Annotated in this window: 16 protein-coding genes, 1 other RNA gene, 1 pseudogene and 1 other annotated feature; of the genes and pseudogenes, 14 read left to right on the top strand and 4 right to left on the bottom strand. The window is 54.9% G+C overall.

Annotated elements, in window-relative coordinates:
* Window positions 1–181 precede the first annotated feature (181 nt).
* From secD to aspS, 8 genes are all read left to right on the top strand, one after another.
* Window positions 182–1,483: a protein translocase subunit SecD gene (secD, locus tag DI14_RS15395; protein WP_152545916.1), complete on the top strand. Its 1,302-nt coding sequence runs from the start codon at window positions 182–184 to the stop codon at window positions 1,481–1,483.
* Window positions 1,473–2,399, top strand: coding sequence for a protein translocase subunit SecF (gene secF, locus DI14_RS15390; RefSeq protein WP_152545915.1), 927 nt, complete (start codon window positions 1,473–1,475; stop codon window positions 2,397–2,399). The genes secD and secF overlap by 11 nt, the downstream gene beginning before the upstream one ends.
* Window positions 2,400–2,502: 103 nt before the next feature.
* Window positions 2,503–4,797: a single-stranded-DNA-specific exonuclease RecJ gene (gene recJ, locus DI14_RS14015; protein WP_034809664.1), complete on the top strand. Its 2,295-nt coding sequence runs from the start codon at window positions 2,503–2,505 to the stop codon at window positions 4,795–4,797.
* 1 nt (window position 4,798) lies between these two features.
* Window positions 4,799–5,317 carry an adenine phosphoribosyltransferase gene (locus DI14_RS14010; protein WP_034809662.1) on the top strand — a complete coding sequence of 173 codons (519 nt, stop codon included), beginning with the start codon at window positions 4,799–4,801 and terminating at the stop codon, window positions 5,315–5,317.
* Between the two features lie 187 nt (window positions 5,318–5,504).
* On the top strand, window positions 5,505–7,694 hold the full coding sequence (locus DI14_RS14005) for a bifunctional (p)ppGpp synthetase/guanosine-3',5'-bis(diphosphate) 3'-pyrophosphohydrolase (RefSeq protein ID WP_034809660.1): 2,190 nt from the start codon (window positions 5,505–5,507) through the stop codon (window positions 7,692–7,694).
* 16 nt (window positions 7,695–7,710) lie between these two features.
* A complete protein-coding gene (dtd, locus tag DI14_RS14000; RefSeq protein ID WP_034809659.1) occupies window positions 7,711–8,154 on the top strand; it encodes a D-aminoacyl-tRNA deacylase in 444 nt (147 codons plus the stop codon).
* A gap of 38 nt (window positions 8,155–8,192) precedes the next feature.
* Window positions 8,193–8,428, top strand: a binding site (T-box leader).
* A 39-nt stretch (window positions 8,429–8,467) separates the two neighbouring features.
* Window positions 8,468–9,748, top strand: a complete 1,281-nt coding sequence (gene hisS / locus DI14_RS13995) for a histidine--tRNA ligase (protein WP_034809658.1) — start codon at window positions 8,468–8,470, stop codon at window positions 9,746–9,748.
* Window positions 9,745–11,517 carry an aspartate--tRNA ligase gene (aspS, locus tag DI14_RS13990; RefSeq protein ID WP_034809657.1) on the top strand — a complete coding sequence of 591 codons (1,773 nt, stop codon included), beginning with the start codon at window positions 9,745–9,747 and terminating at the stop codon, window positions 11,515–11,517. The genes hisS and aspS overlap by 4 nt, the downstream gene beginning before the upstream one ends.
* A gap of 35 nt (window positions 11,518–11,552) precedes the next feature.
* Here aspS and DI14_RS13985 read toward each other — a convergent pair whose 3' ends face one another.
* Together DI14_RS13985 and DI14_RS13980 are read right to left on the bottom strand one after the other, a co-directional pair.
* Entirely contained in the window at window positions 11,553–11,750 is a 198-nt protein-coding gene (locus tag DI14_RS13985) for a hypothetical protein (protein WP_034809655.1), read from the bottom strand.
* Window positions 11,747–12,097 carry an iron-sulfur cluster biosynthesis family protein gene (locus tag DI14_RS13980; RefSeq protein ID WP_034809652.1) on the bottom strand — a complete coding sequence of 117 codons (351 nt, stop codon included), beginning with the start codon at window positions 12,095–12,097 and terminating at the stop codon, window positions 11,747–11,749. Before DI14_RS13980 ends, DI14_RS13985 begins: the two co-directional genes overlap by 4 nt.
* Window positions 12,098–12,215: 118 nt before the next feature.
* Between DI14_RS13980 and DI14_RS13975 the strand changes: the two genes are divergently transcribed.
* Both DI14_RS13975 and DI14_RS13970 read left to right on the top strand, forming a co-directional pair.
* Entirely contained in the window at window positions 12,216–13,928 is a 1,713-nt protein-coding gene (locus tag DI14_RS13975; RefSeq protein WP_034809649.1) for an ABC transporter ATP-binding protein, read from the top strand.
* A gap of 84 nt (window positions 13,929–14,012) precedes the next feature.
* Window positions 14,013–15,048, top strand: a pseudogene (locus DI14_RS13970) (zinc-binding dehydrogenase).
* Between the two features lie 47 nt (window positions 15,049–15,095).
* Here the strand turns inward: DI14_RS13970 and DI14_RS13965 are convergent.
* A complete protein-coding gene (locus DI14_RS13965; protein WP_034809646.1) occupies window positions 15,096–15,743 on the bottom strand; it encodes a YitT family protein in 648 nt (215 codons plus the stop codon).
* Between the two features lie 342 nt (window positions 15,744–16,085).
* Between DI14_RS13965 and DI14_RS13960 the strand changes: the two genes are divergently transcribed.
* From DI14_RS13960 to DI14_RS13955, 3 genes are all read left to right on the top strand, one after another.
* The gene (locus DI14_RS13960; protein WP_034809643.1) at window positions 16,086–17,300 is read left to right on the top strand and encodes a DASH family cryptochrome; all 1,215 of its coding nucleotides are present in this window, start codon (window positions 16,086–16,088) and stop codon (window positions 17,298–17,300) included.
* 74 nt (window positions 17,301–17,374) lie between these two features.
* A non-coding RNA gene (ssrS, locus tag DI14_RS15305) (6S RNA) lies at window positions 17,375–17,561 on the top strand.
* A gap of 94 nt (window positions 17,562–17,655) precedes the next feature.
* On the top strand, window positions 17,656–18,423 hold the full coding sequence (locus tag DI14_RS13955) for a ThiF family adenylyltransferase (protein WP_034809640.1): 768 nt from the start codon (window positions 17,656–17,658) through the stop codon (window positions 18,421–18,423).
* A gap of 24 nt (window positions 18,424–18,447) precedes the next feature.
* Here DI14_RS13955 and DI14_RS13950 read toward each other — a convergent pair whose 3' ends face one another.
* Window positions 18,448–19,755: a replication-associated recombination protein A gene (locus tag DI14_RS13950; protein ID WP_034809637.1), complete on the bottom strand. Its 1,308-nt coding sequence runs from the start codon at window positions 19,753–19,755 to the stop codon at window positions 18,448–18,450.
* Between the two features lie 60 nt (window positions 19,756–19,815).
* Between DI14_RS13950 and cymR the strand changes: the two genes are divergently transcribed.
* Window positions 19,816–20,223 carry a cysteine metabolism transcriptional regulator CymR gene (gene cymR, locus DI14_RS13945; RefSeq protein ID WP_034809634.1) on the top strand — a complete coding sequence of 136 codons (408 nt, stop codon included), beginning with the start codon at window positions 19,816–19,818 and terminating at the stop codon, window positions 20,221–20,223.
* The last annotated feature ends 8 nt before the right edge of the window (window positions 20,224–20,231 follow it).

Below are 20,231 nucleotides of genomic sequence, written 5' to 3'. Positions count from 1 at the left end.
CAGCATACAATAAGTTTTTCCCTCGCGCAACATTTAGTCGCTTGCGCAAATTGAAACATGGGAAATGGTCGCTTAGGTGTTACAATTTTAGGAAAACGATTGATAAATGTTTAGAATATTTGTAATGTTAACGAGAGAAGATTTTCAAACAGAACCTGTGGTGTAGAAAGGAAATTGTCGTATGTACAAAAAAGGGAATATCGCGATCTTTGCGGTCATCATGATTGCAACGATTCTACTTGCCGTCTTCACGGCGCCGTGGGTCGTGAAGAACACGAACCTCGGTCTCGACCTAAAGGGCGGGTTCGAAGTGCTGTATGAAGTACAGCCACTCGAAGACGGGGACGTCATCGACCAGTCGGCGATGAATGCAACCGTTCGCGCCATCAATAACCGGGTCAACGTCCTCGGGGTATCGGAACCAGACATCCGCATCGAGGACAGCAACCGAATCCGCGTCCAGCTCGCGGGCGTATCGAACCAAAACGATGCGCGGGAAGTGCTGTCGTCGACAGCGCAGCTCACGTTCCGTGACATCGATGACAACGTCCTCCTCGACGGGAAAGATTTGGCGCCGCGTGGTGCCGCCCTCAGCTATAACCAACAAGGCCAGCCGGTCGTCGAGTTGACGCTCCGGTCTGCCGACAAGTTCGGTGAAGTGACGTCGCAAATCGCGCAACGTCAACCGCCGGAAAACCGTCTCGTCATTTGGTTAGACTTCGAAGAAGGCGATACGTATGAGGAAGAAATTCAAAAAGAGAACTCGAAGATTGTGTCGGACGCGTCCGTCACGTCTCCGATTTTGTCAGACAAGGCCATCATCTCAGGTGGCGGGATTGACGCCGAGAGCGGTCAACGTCTTGCTGACATTTTGAACGCCGGTGCGTTGCCGGTCAAACTTGAAGAGATTTACTCGACATCGGTGTCGGCCCAGTTTGGTCAAGACGCACTCGACAAGACGGTCTTCGCCTCGGCGATTGGAATCATCGCCGTCTTCTTGTTCATGCTGTTCTTCTATCGCTTACCCGGTATCGTCTCAATCATCACGCTCATTTTGTATATCAATTTGATTATGTTGTTCTTCAATGGCATTAACGCCGTCTTGACGCTCCCAGGGATTGCCGGTCTCGTTCTCGGTGTCGGTATGGCGGTCGATGCGAACATCATCACGGCGGAACGAATCAAGGATGAACTCCGCTCTGGGAAGTCGGTGTTGTCGGCATTCCGTGCCGGTAACCGCCGCTCGCTCAGCACGATTATCGACGCCAACTTGACGACGCTCATCTCGGCTGCGGTCTTGTTCTACTTCGGAACAAGTTCTGTTAAAGGGTTTGCGCTCATGCTCATGATCTCGATTGCGATGACGTTCATCTCGAACGTCTTCATCTCGCGTTATTTGATGCACCTCCTCGTCGCAAGTCGTCTCTTCGACAAGCGCAAAGGCTGGTTTGGTGTGAAGGAGAGTGATATCCGTGAACTTTAAGCTCACTGAATTAAACTATATTAAACCGATGCGCACGCTGTTCCTCATCTCATGTGCCTTCGTCATCATCGGGCTCGGCATCTTGTTCTTCCGCGGGTTAAACCTCGGAATCGACTTCGCGTCTGGGACGCGTGTCGAAGTCCAAACCGAGTCGCAAGTGTCACAAGACGAGTTGGCGGCTGCCTTCACGGAAGCGGGCGTAGACGAAGACATCTCATCCGTGCAATACGCTCAAGGGGGAACACTGGCCAACGTGACGTTCGTCGGACAGCTCACGCAAGAAGAAGTCGCTTCGGTCAAGACCGTGTTCACGGAAACGTTCGGCAACGACCCGAACATCAGCACCGTCTCGGCCGAGGTCGGCCGCGATATCGCCCGTAACGCGATTTATGCCGTCGCGCTCGCATCGCTCGGGATTATCTTGTATATCACGTTCCGCTTCGAGTTTTCGTACGGTGTCGCGACCGTCGTCGCCATGCTCCACGATGCGTTCTTCATGCTCGTGGCGTTCTCGATTTTCGGTATCGAGGTCAACTTGTACTTCGTCGCCGCCATCTTGACGATTATCGGATATTCGGTCAACGATACGATCGTGACGTTCGACCGGGTGCGCGAGAACATTCAAGCGTATGAGAAAGAACGGAAAATCAAGACGATGGACGAGTATCGTACGCTCGTGAACAAAGCGATTCAAGAGACGATCGTCCGGTCCATCAATACCGTCATCACAGTTATTTTTACAGTCGTGGCGCTCTATGTATTTGGGGCCGAATCGATTCAAAGCTTTGCGCTCGCTCTCTTGATTGGTCTCGTCATGGGGATGTACTCGTCGATCTTCATCGCCTCATACCTTTGGTTGCTCATCAAAGGCATGTCGCTCAACAAAAAGAAAGCAGAGCCCGCACCAGAGGCGTAATCCAACGGTCTCCCGACTTCAGTCGGGGGACCTTTTTGAATGTCAAGACGGCACTTCACTCGCTCGTTCTGATATAATCTACAATTGATTGGAGTGAGGCATTATGTATCATGCGAAGAAACGTTGGGTGTATCCGGAGACGGATGCAGCGGCGGTTGAACAGTTACAGACAGAATTGAATATATCGGAGCAACTCGCGACGCTCCTCACGCAACGGGGGCACCGCGACGTCGAGACGGCGCGCACATTTCTTCACGTCGAAGACGAGCTCACTTTCCACGACCCGTATTTGTTCGAACAGATGCCAAAAGTCGTCGAGCGCATCAAACGGGCTGCTGACGACGGTGAGATGGTCCTCATCTACGGGGATTACGACGTCGATGGCGTCAGCGCCTCGGCTGTCATGTGGCACGCCTTGACCGAGATTGGCGTCATGGCCGAATGCTACATCCCGAACCGGTTCACGGAAGGGTATGGTCCGAACAAAGAGGCATTCAGCTGGGCCGCAAACGAAGGGTTCACGCTCATCATCACGGTCGACTGCGGCATCTCTGGGATTGAAGAGGCGGCACTCTTAAAAGAGCTCGGCGTCGATTTGATTCTCACGGACCACCACGAGCCGAAAGAGACGCTCCCGGATGCGTTCGCCATCATCCACCCGCACATCGATGCCACGTACCCGTATGGGAAGTTGGCCGGTGCCGGCGTCGCCTTGAAGGTCGCTCATGCGGTGCTCGGACGGATGCCAGAAGAGCTTCTTGACTTAGCTGTCCTCGGCACGATCGCCGACCTCGTCCCGCTCGATGGGGAGAACCGTCTCCTCGCGAAGCTCGGTTTGAAGGCGCTCGATGAGTCCAAACGGCCTGGCATCCTCGCCTTGAGAGAAGTGTGCGCCTTGACGGACGCCCCACTCACCGAGGAATCGGTCGGTTTCGCGTTCGGGCCTCGCATCAATGCAGCCGGACGCCTCGACTCTGCGATGCCGGCTTTGCAGATGCTTCTCGCCGAGACGGAAGCCGAAGCGCTCGAGCTCGCGCAGCAACTCGATAAACAAAATAAAGAGCGCCAAGATATCGTCAAGACGATTGCGAAAGAGGCGACCGAGCTCGTCGAGGCCTCGATGACGGACGACCGCGTCCTCGTCGTCGCAAGCGAGCGCTGGAATCCTGGCGTCGTCGGAATCGTCGCGTCACGACTCGTCGAGGCGTATTACCGCCCGGTCATCTTGCTCTGTCACGACCCGAAGACAGGGAAAGCGAAGGGGTCTGGCCGCTCGATTGACGGCTTCGACTTGTTCAAGGAGCTGTCGAAAAATGAAGACATCCTCCCGCACTTCGGTGGACACCCGGCCGCGGCCGGGATGACGCTCTTGTCTGAGAACGTCGCCGAGCTCCGGAAACGATTGAACGAACAGGCAGAAACAATCCCGGACGAGACGTTCGTCGCCCGGGTCAACGTCGACCTGAAACTCGACGTGAACGATGTGACGCTCGATCTAATCGCCGAGATTAACAAGCTCGCCCCGTTCGGGATGGGCAACCCGTCACCGCGCGTCGTCGTCGCGGACGCGCGGCTCCGTGATATCCGCCAAATCGGGCGGGACAACTCACACTTGAAAGTGCAGCTCGCCGGGGACAAGCGTGAACTCGACGGCATCGGGTTCGGCTTTGGGCACGTCATCTCGGAAATCTCGAAGATGGCCCACGTCTCGCTCATGGGCAGCCTCCAGGTGAACGAATGGAACGGGATGCGCAAACCACAACTCATGATTCAAGATATGCGCGTCGACGATTTCCAAGTGTTCGACTATCGCGGCAAGAAGAAGTCGCTCCAAGAGCTCGACGAGTTGCCGAAAGATGCGACGTCATTCGTCTCGTTCCAAGGGACGTCTAAACCGTTCCCGCTCCACGAAGGTGACGAGCCGCTCAACCGCTTCGTCGTCTTGCTCGACTTGCCGGACGATGAATCTGAACTCGCGGACCGACTCCATGACGGAGTCGAGCGTGTGTACTGTGCGTTCGGGCAAGGCGACTCGCTGTTCGAGAAGTTGCCGACACGGGAGGATTTCCGAACATATTACGTCCACATGGCGACGTGCGAACGGAAAAACTTGCGTGAAAACTTGATTCGCCTGTCAATCGAGCGAAAATGGTCAAAAAATACGATTCAATTTATGCATCAAGTATTCTCTGAACTCGAATTTCTTGTTACAATGGAAGACGGACTGCCTGGAGTAAATCCGGAAGCGCCGAAGCGTGATTTGACGGAAGCGCCATGCTACAAACGTCGAGTCGGGAAACAACAACTCGAAGAGCGTTACGTCTATGCGTCGTTGGCGGAACTGAAAGAGCGGTTACAAACGTTGCGATCGAACAAGATGCAGGAGGCTTACTCATAAAATGGATTTCAAACAACATATTAAAGAAGTAGCGGATTACCCGAAAGAAGGGATCAGCTTTAAAGACATCACGTCACTCATGCAAGACGGTGTCGCGTATAAGAAAGCGGTCGACGAACTCGTCACATACGCACAGGAGCGCGGCGCAGAACTCATCGCCGGTCCCGAAGCGCGTGGATTCGTCGTCGGTTGCCCGGCTGCATACGCACTCGAACTCGGTTTCGTACCGGTCCGTAAAGAGGGCAAATTGCCGCGCGAGACGGTGCGTGTCGCTTACGGTCTCGAGTACGGGACGGACATCTTGACGATGCACAAAGATTCAATCAAACCGGGTCAACAAGTCGTCATCTTGGACGATTTGCTCGCGACAGGTGGCACGATTGAAGCGACAATCAAAATGATTGAACAACTCGGCGGTGTCGTCGCAGGAATCGGGTTCTTGATTGAGCTTGACGGCCTCGGCGGACGTGAGCGTCTTGAAGGATACGACGTCTTCTCGCTCATCCGTTACGAAGATTGATGGAAAGGGAAGCGAACGCTTCCCTTTTTTGAATAGTTTTTGAGTAAAATAACCCGCAACCTTTGACAGGTCGTCAGATTTTTTTGATAATAGTAAGTAAAATTAGAATGTACATGTACGTTCACTACTATGATGCTGCGTCGAATCCGAGACGATTGGGGCGGTAAGAAAAAGGGTGTCGAATGTTATGACCAAAAAACAAATCGTAAGTATTGAGGACCTTCTCGACGCGCTCGGGGAGTATATGGGTGAAGACGACATTGCCGAAGTGAAGCGCGCTTACGAATACGCAAAACTGCATCATACCGGTCAGTTCAGACGTTCCGGCGAACCTTACATCCTCCACCCGGTCCAAGTGTCCGGGATTCTCGTCGATATCGGACTCGACGCGACGACGATTATCGGGGCGCTCCTTCACGACGTCGTCGAAGACACGGACGTGACGCTCAAGGAGTTAGCGGATGAATTTGGTGCGGACGTGGCGATGCTCGTCGATGGCGTCACGAAGCTCGGGAAAATCAAGTACAAGTCGAAGAAAGAAGAGCTCGCCGAAAACCATCGCAAGATGATTATCGCGATGGCAGAAGACGTACGCGTCATCTTGATCAAACTCGCCGACCGTCTGCACAACATGCGGACGCTTCAACATATGCCGAAAGAGAAGCAAGTTCAAAAAGCGGAAGAAACGCTTGAAATCTTTGCCCCACTCGCACACCGGATGGGGATCTCGACGATCAAGTGGGAACTCGAAGATATTTCGTTACGTTATATCAACCCGCAGCAATACTACAAGATCGTCTCGATGATGAAGCAGAAACGGACCGAGCGAGAAGCACTCGTCACGTCGGTCATCACGGAAGTGAACGCAGTCCTCGAAGAAGTGTCGATCGAGGCGGACGTGAACGGACGTCCGAAACACATCTATTCCATCTATAATAAAATGGTGAAGCATAAAAAAGAATTCAACGAGATTTATGACTTGATGGCCGTTCGGATTATCGTCGATTCGATTCGCGACTGCTACGCCGTCCTCGGGATTATCCATACGCAATACAAGCCGATGCCAGGGCGCTTCAAGGACTACATCGCCATGCCGAAGCCAAACATGTATCAATCGCTTCACACGACGGTGATCGGACCGAAAGGTGAACCGCTCGAAGTGCAGATTCGTACGAAAGACATGCACTTCATCGCCGAGTTCGGGATTGCCGCGCACTGGGCGTATAAAGAAGGAAAAAACGTCGCGACGAACGGGTTCGATGAAAAAATCGCCCACCTTCGCGAGATTCTCGAGTTACAAAAAGATACGACCGATGCCGAAGAGTTCATGGAGTCGCTCAAAGTCGACTTCTTTAGCGACATGCTGTACGTCTTCACACCGAAAGGCGACGTCTTCGAGTTGCCGAAAGGCTCTGTCCCGATCGACTACGCGTATCGGATTCACACCGAGATCGGTCACCGGATGACCGGTGCGAAAGTGAACGGACGGATGGTGCCGCTCGACCATAAACTCGAGACCGGCGACATCATCGAAATCATCACGTCGAAACACAGTTATGGGCCGAGCAAGGACTGGCTCAAACTCGCCGTCTCGAGCCAAGCGAAAAATAAGATTCGTCAATGGTTCAAACGCCAACAGCGCGAAGAGAACGTCGAGAAAGGGAAAGAGCTCGTCGAGGTCGAGATTAAGAAACTCGGCTTTGAACCGAAAGAAGTCATCGACGATCAAGCGCTCGCCGTCGTCGTCGAGAAGTTCAACTTCGGGAACGAGGAAGAGATGTATGCGGCTGTCGGCTATCACGGCATCACCGCGGCCCAAGTCGCACATAAATTGACGGAGAAGCAACGGAAAGAGCCGAAGCTCGAACTGTCTGATGCGATCAACGAGCTGAAAGTGAGCCAGTCGCCGAAGAAGAAGACGGCCGAGGCCGGCGTGACCGTGAAAGGGATCGACAATATGCTCATCCGGATGAGCCGGTGTTGTAACCCCGTGCCGGGCGATGAGATTGTCGGCTATATCACGCGCGGACGTGGCGTCTCGATTCACCGGAAAGACTGCTTGAACATCATCAACGAGCAACACCCGGAACGCCTTCTCACCGTCGAGTGGGAAGCCGGACAAGCGAAAGAGAAGAACTATAACGTCGACATCGAGATCACGGGATACGACCGGTCTGGTCTCTTGAACGATGTGCTTCAAGCCGTCTCAGCGACGAACACGAACATCGTGGCGGTCAGCGGTCGCGGGGATACGAACAAACAGGCCCGCATCTCAATGACGATCTCGATTCCGAACGTGAACCATCTGCAAAAAGTCGTCGACCGGATCAAACAGATTTCGGACGTGTACTCGGTCAGCCGAGTCATGATGACGTGACGAAAGGAAGATTTCAGTGCGTGTATTGTTGCAACGAGTGAAACAAGCATCGGTCACAGTCGATGATAGAATCGTCGGTGCGATTGATGCCGGGTACCTTCTCCTCGTCGGGGTGACCCACGAAGACACCGAGGCGGAAGTGAATTGGCTCGCCGACAAGGTGGCCGGCCTCCGCGTCTTCGAGGATGCCGACGAGAAAATGAACTTGTCGATTCAAGACGTCGCCGGCAAGGTGTTGTCCGTGTCGCAGTTCACGCTCTATGGCGATACGCAAAAAGGACGCCGTCCCGCGTTCACGCAAGCGGCGAAGCCAGATATCGCAGAGACGCTTTACGAGAAGTTCAATGACCGGCTGCGGACGCATGGGCTCGTCGTCGAGACCGGGAAGTTCGGGGCGATGATGGATGTCGCCCTCGTCAATGACGGGCCGGTCACGCTCATGCTCGAAAAAAACGCTTGACAGAACGAGTCGTGATTCGGCATCATGAAGCATATAACCTAACACCTGTGATAAAGAAGAGTACGGTCACCCCACCAGCAAAGAGAGCGATGCCACGGCTGAGAGCATCGACTGGATGATGACCCGAACGACACTTTGGAGGTGCTTCCTTGAATGTAGAGTAGGGGAAGCCGTTTCATCGGGCGTTAACCGATTTCGAGTGGCAGAGTTTCAAGCATTGGCTCTGCAACTAGGGTGGTACCACGGGAAACTTTAACAGGCTCTCGTCCCTTTGTGGACGAGGGCCTTTTTGTATTCTAAGGAGGGAATTTTGATGAAAGCACCACGCGGCACACAAGACCTGCTCCCGGGCACGGTCGAGACGTGGCAATATGTCGAAGCGAAATTACGCGACATCAGCGCCCGTTACAACTATAAAGAGATTCGTACCCCAATCTTCGAGACGACCGACCTATTTAAACGAAGCGTCGGTGAGACGACGGACATCGTCCAAAAAGAGATGTTCACGCTCGTGAAAAAAGGTAAGGACGAGTACACGCTCCGTCCGGAAGGGACGGCTTCGGTCGTTCGCGCCTTCGTCACGAACAAGCTGTTCGGTAGCCCTGATCAGCCGACGAAACTGTATTACATGGGACCGATGTTCCGCTACGAGCGTCCGCAAAAAGGTCGCTTCCGTCAGTTGCACCAATACGGTGTCGAGGCGATCGGCAGCAGTGACCCGGCCGTCGATGCCGAGGTCATCAGCCTCGCCTACTCGATTTACAAGTCGTTCGGCTTGAAGAAAATCAAAGTCGTCGTCAACTCGCTCGGGGATGCCGAGAGTCGGAACGCGCACCGCGAAGCGCTCATCCGCCACTTTGAGCCGGTCGCGCATGAACTGTGCCAAGACTGTCAGACGCGGCTTCACCAAAACCCGCTCCGCGTGCTCGACTGTAAAGTCGACCGCGACCACCCGTCGATGAAGACGGCACCGTCGATCCTCGACTTCTTGAACGCGGAGTCGAAGGCGTACTTTGAGACGGTGCTCGAGCAACTCGACGCGCTCGGCGTCGCGTACGAGGTCGACCCGACGCTCGTCCGTGGTCTCGACTACTATACGCACACGGCGTTCGAGATTATGTCCGAGGCAGAAGGGTTCGGCGCCATCACGACGCTTTGTGGCGGTGGACGTTATAACGGCCTCGTCCAAGACATCGGTGGACCGGACATGCCGGGGATCGGCTTCGGGATTGGCCTTGAACGGCTCATCCTCGCCCTCGAGAACGAAGGCGTGCTCCCGACGCTCGAGACTGGCCTCGACGTCTTCGTCGTCGCCCAGGGCGGAAAAGAAGTTGAAGTGACGGCGACGCGCCTGTTGCAACTGCTTCGCATCGAAGGTTTCAAGGCGGACCGCGACTATCTCGGCCGCAAGTTCAAAGGCCAATTCAAGCAAGCCGACCGCTTACAGGCAAAATTCACCGTCATCCTCGGAGACGACGAAGTCGAGCGTGGCTCGGCGTCGCTCAAAGTGATGGCGACAGGGGAACAAGTCGACGTGCCACTCTCGGCCGTCGCAGACAAAATTCGTGAACTATCGGAAGGAGCAGCACAATGATTGGACGCACACATATGAACGGCCGCGTGACCGAGTCACTGATCGGCCAAGACGTACAGCTTAAAGGATGGGTACAAAAACGTCGTGACCTCGGAGGACTTATCTTCATCGACCTTCGTGACCGCACAGGCATCGTCCAAGTCGTCGTCCGCCCGGAAAACGAGGCGGTGCACAAGCTCGCCGAGTCGATCCGCAGCGAGTACGTCCTAGACATTAAAGGGACGGTCCTCGAGCGCGAGAACAAGAACCCGAACATGCCGACAGGAAACGTCGAAGTCATCGCTTCAGAAATCAACATCTTGAACGCGGCGAAGATGACACCGATTCCGATTGGCGACGAGGCGGAGAACGTATCGGAAGACCTCCGTCTCAAATATCGTTACCTCGACCTCCGTCGTCCGGCGCTCCAAGAAACGTTCCGTCTCCGTTCAAAGGCGTCGAACACGATTCGTAACTTCTTGACAGAAGAGGAGTTCCTCGAAGTCGAGACACCGATCTTGACGAAGTCGACACCGGAAGGCGCGCGTGACTATCTCGTCCCGAGCCGGGTCCACGGTGGTGAGTTTTACGCGCTCCCGCAGTCACCTCAGTTGTTCAAACAGCTCCTCATGGTGGCTGGATTCGACCGTTACTTCCAAATCGCACGCTGCTTCCGTGACGAAGACCTTCGGGCAGACCGTCAACCGGAATTCACGCAAGTCGATATCGAGACGAGCTTCATGGACGTCGAAGACTTGATGGCGATGATGGAATCGATGATGGCGCAAGTCATGGAAGCGACGCTCGGTCGCACCGACACGCCGGCCAAGTTCGAGCGCATGACGCACGAAGAGGCGATGCGCCGTTTCGGTTCAGATAAACCGGACACACGTTTCTGTCTTGAACTCATCGATGTCGCGGACGCCGTCACAGGTGCCGGCTTCAAAGTGTTCGACATGGCGCTCGAGTCTAACGGACAAGTGAAAGCGATCAACGTCAAAGGCGAGGCGGACAAGTTCTCACGTAAAGACATCGACAAGCTTCAAGAGTTCACGGCCGTCTACGGAGCGAAAGGCCTCGCTTGGCTCAAAGTGACGCCAGAAGGCTTGAACGGACCGATCGCCAAGTTCTTCGACGAGACGTACGCCCAGAAGTTGATGGAAGCGACGAACGCGGAAGCGGGCGACCTTCTCCTCTTCGTGGCCTCAACTCCGACGATTGTCGCCGACAGCCTCGGCGCCCTTCGCGTCAAGCTCGGTCATGAGCTCGGTCTCATCGATGAGTCGAAGTTCAACTTCCTTTGGGTGACGGACTTCCCGCTCGTCACGTTCGAAGAAGAAGACGGCCGTTTCTACGCCAACCACCACCCGTTCACGATGCCAAACCGTGAAGACCTCCATCTTCTCGAGACGGATCCGGCGAGCGTGCGTGCCCTCGCGTATGACCTCGTCTTAAACGGCTATGAGCTCGGTGGCGGATCGCAACGGATTTATGAGCGTGACATTCAAGAGCGCATGTTCAAATTGCTCGGCTTCACCGAACAAGAAGCGGTCGACCAGTTCGGCTTCTTGCTCGAAGCGTTCGAATACGGCACACCGCCACACGCGGGTATCGCGCTCGGTCTCGACCGTCTCGTCATGATCCTCGCGGGTCGTTCGAACCTTCGTGACACGATCGCCTTCCCGAAAACGGCGTCGGCGAGCGACTTGCTCACACAAGCACCGAGCCCGGTCGCGGACGCACAACTCGAGGAGTTGTCGATTCGTACGGCAGTGAAAGAGAAGAAATAAGCAGTCAAAAGGAGGTTCGCCGCGGCGAACCTCCTTTACTTTTGATCTTCTTGGTCACTCATCTTCTTCGCCGTCTGCTGAAGCGCGAATCCGAACGCGAACAGCGAGGCGATCACGGCCGTCATCGAATAGACGGAATCCGTGAAGGCAAGGTAAATTCCGAACAAGCTGAGTCCGAAGCTGAGGAGGAACCAAAGCCAGAGGCTCGGATAGTTTCGTAACGCTTGTTTCATCGGCTTGGCACGTTTAACTGGCAACCGGTCCCGTCGGTCACGAGCAAGTTCGAGTTGAACACTTGGCCGTTGCTCTTCAAGACGAGCGTCCGCTTATCGTCACGATAGTCGATGATCATATCCTCGTCCAAAAAGATTTTCGTCCAGTTTTTGATGAGGATCGGTCCGACGTTCGAGTCGATCTCGACGTCCTCCGATGTCGTCTCGGTCACGTAGCGAATCTCGAAGATGCCGCTATTGCCGCAACCACAACCTTCCGTCTCATAAAACAAGTGCATCTGTCCGTCACGTTCACCTTTCAAGGCGTCGATGCGTGCCTTGGCGCTGTCTGTAATCTGTACGTTCATGTGTATCACTCCTTACTTGTATTATACCGCGACTGAAAAAAGATTGAAAAAGACGTGCTTCCCATTTTCCACTTCCTGCAAAAAGGCGTAAACTATTTGTTTAGAAGGGGGAAACGACATGATTTCACGTTTCTTTAGTTATTACCGTCCACATAAGAAGTTATTCATCCTTGATTTCTCATTCGCCATCCTCGTCGGTCTGCTCGAACTTGGGTTCCCGCTCGCCGTCCAGTGGTTCATCGATGATCTATTGCCAGGTGGGGAATGGAACTGGATTATCATCGTCAGCATCGGCCTACTCATCCTTTACATACTCGCCATGATGATGCAATACGTCGTCAACTATTGGGGACACAAACTCGGTATCAACATCGAGACCGATATGCGGGAAGAGCTGTTCACCCATATCCATAAACAATCGTTCCGATTCTTCGATAATCATAAGACCGGCCATCTGATGAGCCGGGTGACGAACGACTTGTTCGATATCGGCGAAGTGGCGCACCACGGGCCAGAAGATTTCTTCATCGCCATCATGACGCTCCTCGGCGCGTTCGGGATCATGTTCACAATCGATCCGCAGCTCGCACTCGTCACGGTCGTCGCCGTTCCGTTCTTGGTCGCGATGATCACATACGCCAACAAGAACATGAATAAGGCGTGGCAAAAGATGTATACGAACATCGGCGAAGTGAACGCGCGGGTCGAAGACAGCGTCTCCGGGGCACGTGTCGTCCAATCGTTCACGAACGAGACGTTCGAGATCAACCGGTTCCAAAAAGACAACAACTTCTATCGCGGCTCGAAGATCGAGGCGTACCGTGTCATGAGTAAGTCGCTCGCGGGCATTTATATCACGACGCGACTCATGACGTTACTCGTCCTCGTCTACGGGGCGTACTTGACGTATCAAGGTCAACTGTCTTATGGACAGCTCGTCGGGTTCATCCTCTACATGAACCTGCTCATCAAACCGATCGAGAAGATCACGGCGCTCCTCGAGATGTATCCGAAAGGGATGGCCGGCTTCAAACGGTTCACGCAACTGTTGGATGAGGCGCCGGACATCGAGAACCGTCCGGACGCGGTCGACGTGAAGACACTGAAAGGCGATATCGCTTTCCAAAACGTCTCGTTCGGCTATTCAGACTACCGCCAAGTGTTGACTGACATCGACCTCGACATCAAGTCGGGTACGACGGTCGCCCTCGTCGGGACGAGCGGGGCCGGGAAGACGACGATCTGTTCGCTCATCCCGCGCTTCTATGACGTGACGGACGGGGCGATCACGATCGACGGCATGGACATCCGTGACATGACGAAAGAGAGCCTCCGCCGTCAAATTGGGATCGTGCAACAAGACGTCTTCTTGTTCGCCGGGACGCTCCGTGAGAATATCGCCTACGGCAAGCTCGACGCGACGGACGAGGAGATCATGCATGCGGTCGAGAAGGCGCACTTGAATTCGCTCGTTGACGAGTTGCAATACGGGCTCGACACACAAATCGGGGAACGCGGCTTGAAACTGTCAGGTGGACAGAAACAGCGCATCGCCATCGCCCGGATGTTCCTCAAAAACCCACCGATCCTCATTCTAGATGAAGCGACGTCGGCGCTCGACACCGAGACGGAAGCAATCATTCAAGACTCGCTCAATGAACTCGCGGCCGACCGGACGACGCTCATCATCGCCCACCGTCTCGCGACGGTGAAAAATGCGGACCGCATCCTCGTCGTCACGGCGGACGGGATCGTCGAGGACGGGACGCATGACGAACTGAGCGAAAAAGGCGGCGTCTTCGCCGGCCTGCTTCGCCGCCAGCAATTGTAATAGCGAGCAGCCACCAAAATTTTGGTGGCTGTCGCGCGTTAGATGGGTATAGACAATCAAATGAAGACGAGGAGGAAAGGGATGATGAAAGCAGTGCAAGTCATCGGTTATGGCGACGTCGACCAACTACAAGTCGTCGATATCCCGGTCCCGGAACCGAAACAAGGAGAAGTGCTCGTGCGCGTCAAAGCATGTGGCATCAACAATACCGAGATTTGGATGCGGGAAGGGGCGTACGGGACGAACAAAGAATCGGGTTGGCGTCCGGAAGGGGTCCAGTTCCCCCGAATCCCGGGTTCTGATATTACGGGCGAGATCGTGGACGTCGGCGGTGGTGTCGATGACACGATGGTCGGTCGCCGTGTCATCCTGTTCCCGTTCACGTCGAGCGGACCAGACGGCGGCGAACATATCGCAGACGATATGTCGTTCATCGGCTCTGAGTATGACGGCGGTTATGCCGAATACGTCACCTGGCCGGCAGAACTCTGCTACGACATGCCGCTCGACAGTTTCGTCGAAAGCGCCGCGTTCACGGTGAACGGGTTGACGGCGTGGCATATGAACGAACAGATCGAGATTCAGCCGGGGCAGACGATCGTCGTCACGGGGGCGAGCGGTGGGGTCGGGTCGTTCAACGTCCAAATCGCGGCGAACGTCCACGGTGCGAACGTATTCGCCATCGTCGGGGATTTGAAAGATGAGGCGAAACTGAAAGAACTCGGCGCGAGCCGCGTCTTCTCGTATCGATCCGAGACGCTCGCTGATGACATTGTCGAGGCGAACGGGGGACCGGTCGATGCGGTGCTCGACGTCGTCGGGGACGCCTTGTTCAAGACGGCGCTCGACGTGTTGAAGAACGGCGGGAAGTTCTGCATCTCAGGCTCGGCCGGCGGTCAGACGACGCATCTCGATTTCCGGACGCTCTATTTGAAGCACATCACCATGTACGGTTCAGTACTCGGTACGCGCTCGGAGTTTAACGCGATGCTTCAAGCGATTCAGGCGGGGGAAAATCCGTCCCATCGTCGATCGCACGTTCCCGCTTGATGAAGCGCGTGACGCCCAGACGTATTTCAAGCAACGGGGCAAGTTCGGGAAAATCGTGCTCGTCCCATAACGTAAAAGCGAGGAGACCGGACGGTGACGTCCAATCTCCTCGCTTTTTCATACTGGATCGACTTTCGCCCGGTCGATGACCGAGACGAGCCGACGGAACTGTTCGAGCCAAAACTGAAAGAACGGACCGATCAAGAAAATCGACAGCACCGTCCCGAAGAAGACCGGTCCGCCGAGCACCCAGCCGATCAGGCAGGCCGTCAGTTCCATCCACGTTCGCATCATGCGGACCGACGTATGGAAGCGGTCTGCCAAGGCGAGCGTCAACCCGTCACGCGGGCCGGCTCCGTAACCGATGGCGACGTATAGTCCCGCTCCCATGCCAATCACGAAGATGCCGAGGACGAGCCACCCGACGTTCAAGGCGATGCCGTCAAGTCGCGGCAACCAATGGTGGTCGAGGATGAGGTTCATGAACACCCCGACGAAGATGGCGTTGACGAGGGTGCCGAACTGCGGACGGATGCGGTCGAGCAGATATTTGACGAAGACGAGCAGTAGCCCGACGAGAAGAATGATCGTCCCGACCGAGATGGGGGTATGACGGGCGAGGCCGAGATGGAGCACGTCCCATGTCGACACGCCGAGATCGGCCGTGATCATCATCGATGACCCGAGGGCGAGCAGGAACAAGCCGCCCATGAATAATGTCCACTTCAATGTGATGCGTAAAGATTGAACCCATACCGCCTGCATGTGTGTCGCCTCGATTCCCTAAAATGTTCAATCATCATATCACACTCGAACGGCGGGCAAGAAAAAAACGCCTCAGACGAAGTCTGAAGCGTTCGTGATTATTTTTTAGGTGTCGGCGATTTTTTCGCCTTGTTCTTTTTATAATAATCGTAGACGAACGGTGCGACCGCCGTCGCGACTTTAATCAATGTACCGATTTTCCCTTTTCTAGCCATGTTGTAGCACCCCTTTCTCTTCTAAAGACATATATTCCACGAGTTGCAGAATTGAAAACATATCCTTTGCAGGTTTGACCGTTTCGTCGTCTGACGATGGCGTCATAATGAGAGTGGAGGTGTAAAGATGAAGACGATTATTTGGTATGGCAACGACCTTCGCGTCGATGATCATTTGCCGCTTGAAGAAGCGCTCCGACATGACGACCCGATTGAAGGCCATTACGTGATTCGGCCCGATGAGTTGAAGGAAAACCGGTACGGTGTCATCCCGCTCGGACGACGGCGCCTGCAGTTTTTAAAGGAGACGCTCGAAGATTTAGCCGGTTCACTAAAAGCGCTCGATATCCCGCTCTACGTCCATGTCGGTCATCCGCTGGACGTCCTTGACCCCAATGATCGACTGGTGTTCCAATCCTCGATTGGCTTTAATGAGCGCCGCATCGAGCGAGACGTCAAGAGCGCTTGGCGAGGCGAGTGGCAGGTGTTCGACGGATTCACCCTCTATCCGCGTGACGAGATTCCGTTTGAGCGGATGCCGTTTTTGTTCACCGAGTTTCGAAAGAAGATCGAGTCGGACGCCGCGCCGAATCGGTTGATTGAACGTGCGTACACGGAGGCCACTTCGCCGGTTGACTTTCCAATCGATCACGGACCGGTCGAGACGGACAAACGATCGGCGTTCCCGTTTCAAGGCGGGGAGCGGGCCGGGCGGGAACGACTGGCCCACTATTTGAACGGGCCGGTCCGGACGTACAAAGAGACGCGCAACGGGTTTGGGGTCGACGATTCTTCGAAACTATCCGCTTACCTTGCGAACGGGTCGCTGTCGCCACGTCGCGTCCTGCATGAGCTCGAGCGACACGAGGCGTCGCACGGGGCGAATGAGTCGACGTATTGGCTTTATTTTGAGTTGCTTTGGCGCGAGTTCTTCCAATGGTTGGCCCTCGAACAGGGTAAGCGGCTTTTCCGGGCCCAAGGCATCCGCTCGAAGGAAAAGTCGTGGCGCGTCGAGGAAGACGTGATCACCCGCTGGCAACGAGGAGAGACAGGCGTCGACTTCGTCGATAGTTTCATGCGCGAGCTGAACGCGACCGGATGGATGTCAAACCGAGGGCGTCAAATCGTCGCGAGCTACTTTGCGAAAGAGCTCGGACAAGATTGGCGTTACGGGGCGGCGTATTTCGAATCGCGGCTCATTGACTACGACGTGGCGAGCAATTATGGGAACTGGGCGTATCAGGCGGGCGTCGGTAACGACTCGCGCGACCGCCGCTTCAATATCGCGCGCCAACAAGAAACGTACGACCCGGACGGTGCGTTTCGTAACACGTGGTTATGACGAAACTGTCACGAGAAGTCATGGTTTCTGATTGACTTCTTTTTACAGACAAGCTATAGTTAAATCAACAGATGGGATACCTGAGGTGTACGAGAGCCGCCTTCGTTATTTTGAGCCAACACTTTGAATACGGGAGACCGAACTGCCATCCGGATCAACTGCCTCATCACGTGCAGGAGGACTTGTGAAGGGGACGCTAGGTCACCCACCTGCTTAAGCAGGTTCAAAAGCAGGGCATCGTCACGGCACTCCGGGCCCCATCGATTTTTTTATTAAAACGTCGCTAGACGTCTTTTTTTGTTTGTAATTCCGAGTAAAATAGTGTGAGAAAATAGAATTAATTTGGAGGAAGAGTATGTTACACCAGTTTTCACGAAATGAATTGGCCATCGGGCAAGAAGGTTTAGACACATTAAAAGGAAAGACGGTCGCCATCCTCGGCGTCGGCGGTGTCGGCTCGTTCGCAGCCGAAGCACTCGCCCGGAGCGGCGTCGGTCGTATCGTGCTCGTCGATAAGGACGACATCGACATCACGAACGTCAACCGTCAAATCCACGCGCTCCTTTCGACGGTCGGACAACCGAAAGTCGAAGCGATGGGGACACGACTCCTCGACATCAATCCCGAGCTTGAGCTCGTCAAACTAAAGATGTTCTATACTGAAGAGACGTTCGAAGAGTTCTTCGCACAAGACCTCGATTTCGTCATCGATGCATCGGACACGATCATCTATAAGATTCACTTGATCGTCGAATGCAAACGCCGCGGCATCCCGGTCATCTCAAGTATGGGCATGGCCAACAAGATGGACCCGACGCGAATCAAGGTCGTCGACATTAAAGACACGACGTACGACCCGATCGCGAAGATGGTCCGGACCCGTCTCCGGAAAGAACGAATCCATAAAGGCGTGCCGGTCGTCTTTTCGGACGAGTCGCCGATTGTCACGCGGGAAGACGTGAACGAAGTCGTCGGGAAGAAGGACGCGCCGATTCGTAAGGCGAAGATGCCACCGAGCTCGAACGCGTTCGTGCCATCGGTCGCAGGGCTCGTCGCAGCCGGTTATGTTATCAATGAAATGCTCGAGACAGCGGGTGTCGAGATCAACCGCATCCAGAAATAAAAAAACGGCGCCGGCTCAGATGAGTCAGCGTCGTTTTTCCCAATAGTCGAGCCGCTTTTGCACTTGCTGTTCGAAGCCGCGGGGTGTCGGCGTATAATATTTCGGACGTTTCCGGGCCAAGTTTTCGGGCCAGTAGTTTTGTGGCACGTAGCCGTCCTTCTCGTCATGCGGATATTTATAGCCGGCACCGTTCCCGAGTTCACGGGCCCCGGGGCTGTGCGCGTCCCGTAAGTGAACGGGGACTGGCCCGCCTTCAATCGTCCGCACGTGATGGAGCGCCTTGTCGATCGCGGTGATGACGGCGTTCGACTTCGGTGCCGTCGCCAAGTAGAGGACGGCCTCGGCGATTGGGATCCGTGCTTCCGGGAAGCCGACATACTCGCTCGCCCGGGCGGCCGCATCGACGATCAACAACGCGTTCGGGTCGCTCATGCCAATGTCTTCGGCCGCATGGACGTAGAGGCGCCGTAAAATGAAGCGCGGTGACTCACCGGCCTCGATCATGACGGCGAGCCAATAGAGGGCGGCGTCCGGGTCGGAGCCGCGAATCGATTTGATGAACGCCGAGATGACGTCATAATGGCGGTCGCCCGTCTTATCGTATTTGATCGCTTTTTGTTGCACCGACTCTTCGGCGACGTCGAGCGTGATGTGAATCACCCCATCGACCTCGGGTGTCGTCAAGACGGCGAGTTCGAGCCCGTTCAAGAGGACACGGTAGTCACCGTCCGCCATTTTGATATAATGGTCAACAGCCGCATCGTCCATCTTGACCGTATAGTTGCCAAACCCTCGCTTGTCGACGAGCGCACGTTCGAGGACGACGCGCAGTTCGTCTGGTCCGGGCGGTTCGAGCCGAAACACCGTCGCGCGGGAAAGTAACGCCGCGTTCACTTCAAAACTCGGGTTTTCGGTCGTCGCTCCGATCAAGACGAGCTTCCCGGCCTCAAGTGCCGGGAGCAGGGCGTCTTGTTGCAACTTGTTGAATCGATGAATCTCGTCGAGGAAGAGGATCGTCCGTTCATTCTCAAAGTCAAAGCGCGATTCGGCTTCACGGATGACACTTCTCAGTTCATCGAGTTTCGCCGTGACGGCGTTCAATTGGACGAACGTCGCTTTCGTATAGTTCGAGATGACACGGGCGAGCGTCGTCTTGCCGGTGCCCGGTGGTCCATAGAGGATAATCGTGCCGAGCCGGTCGGCCTCGATGGCGCGGCGTAGCAACTTGCCTTCGCCGATGATATGCCGCTGACCGATGACTTCGTCTAACGTCTCGGGGCGCATCCGATTGGCGAGCGGGCCGCTATTGGATTGCTGGAATAAATCACTCATACGCACACTTTCCTTTCGACAAACGTTTGTTCGAACAGTATAACAGAAGGAGACATGAAGATGAAAATATCTACAAAAGGTCGCTACGGGTTGACGATTATGATTGCGCTCGCCCGTGAGACTGACAATAAACCGCTCAGTTTGAAGAAGATCGCAGCCCGCCACGAGCTGCCGGAGCATTACTTGGAGCAACTGATTGGACCGCTCCGGAACGGTGGGCTCGTCAAGAGCGTACGTGGCGCTTACGGTGGGTATCAGCTCGTCAAGCCGGCAAAAGAGATCACGGCCGGCGAGATTATCCGTCTGCTCGAAGGACCGCTCACCATCGTCGAAGATTCAGAAGCAGATGATGCGGTCAAACGAAAACTGTGGGATAAAATTAAAGTGGCGATTGAGACCGTCCTCGATGAGACGACGCTCGCCGACTTGGCCGAAGAAGACACGAACGGCTACATGTTTTACATTTAAGGACGAGG

The organism is Exiguobacterium sp. AB2, assembly GCF_000696055.1.
GTDB lineage: Bacteria > Bacillota > Bacilli > Exiguobacteriales > Exiguobacteriaceae > Exiguobacterium > Exiguobacterium alkaliphilum.
The sequence above is the reverse complement of the archived record's forward strand: the minus strand, read 5'-3'. Positions and strand labels throughout refer to the sequence as shown.

Coding starts and splice junctions, on each gene's coding strand:
- DI14_RS14010 (WP_034809662.1), top strand. CDS start 4,799: ATGGATTTCAAACAACATATTAAAGAAGTAGCGGATTACCCGAAAGAA.
- DI14_RS13980 (WP_034809652.1), bottom strand. CDS start 12,097: ATGAACGTACAGATTACAGACAGCGCCAAGGCACGCATCGACGCCTTG.
- DI14_RS13950 (WP_034809637.1), bottom strand. CDS start 19,755: ATGAGTGATTTATTCCAGCAATCCAATAGCGGCCCGCTCGCCAATCGG.
- aspS (WP_034809657.1), top strand. CDS start 9,745: ATGATTGGACGCACACATATGAACGGCCGCGTGACCGAGTCACTGATC.
- recJ (WP_034809664.1), top strand. CDS start 2,503: ATGTATCATGCGAAGAAACGTTGGGTGTATCCGGAGACGGATGCAGCG.
- DI14_RS13965 (WP_034809646.1), bottom strand. CDS start 15,743: ATGCAGGCGGTATGGGTTCAATCTTTACGCATCACATTGAAGTGGACA.
- hisS (WP_034809658.1), top strand. CDS start 8,468: ATGAAAGCACCACGCGGCACACAAGACCTGCTCCCGGGCACGGTCGAG.
- cymR (WP_034809634.1), top strand. CDS start 19,816: ATGAAAATATCTACAAAAGGTCGCTACGGGTTGACGATTATGATTGCG.
- DI14_RS13960 (WP_034809643.1), top strand. CDS start 16,086: ATGAAGACGATTATTTGGTATGGCAACGACCTTCGCGTCGATGATCAT.
- secD (WP_152545916.1), top strand. CDS start 182: ATGTACAAAAAAGGGAATATCGCGATCTTTGCGGTCATCATGATTGCA.
- DI14_RS13955 (WP_034809640.1), top strand. CDS start 17,656: ATGTTACACCAGTTTTCACGAAATGAATTGGCCATCGGGCAAGAAGGT.
- DI14_RS13985 (WP_034809655.1), bottom strand. CDS start 11,750: ATGAAACAAGCGTTACGAAACTATCCGAGCCTCTGGCTTTGGTTCCTC.
- DI14_RS13975 (WP_034809649.1), top strand. CDS start 12,216: ATGATTTCACGTTTCTTTAGTTATTACCGTCCACATAAGAAGTTATTC.
- DI14_RS14005 (WP_034809660.1), top strand. CDS start 5,505: ATGACCAAAAAACAAATCGTAAGTATTGAGGACCTTCTCGACGCGCTC.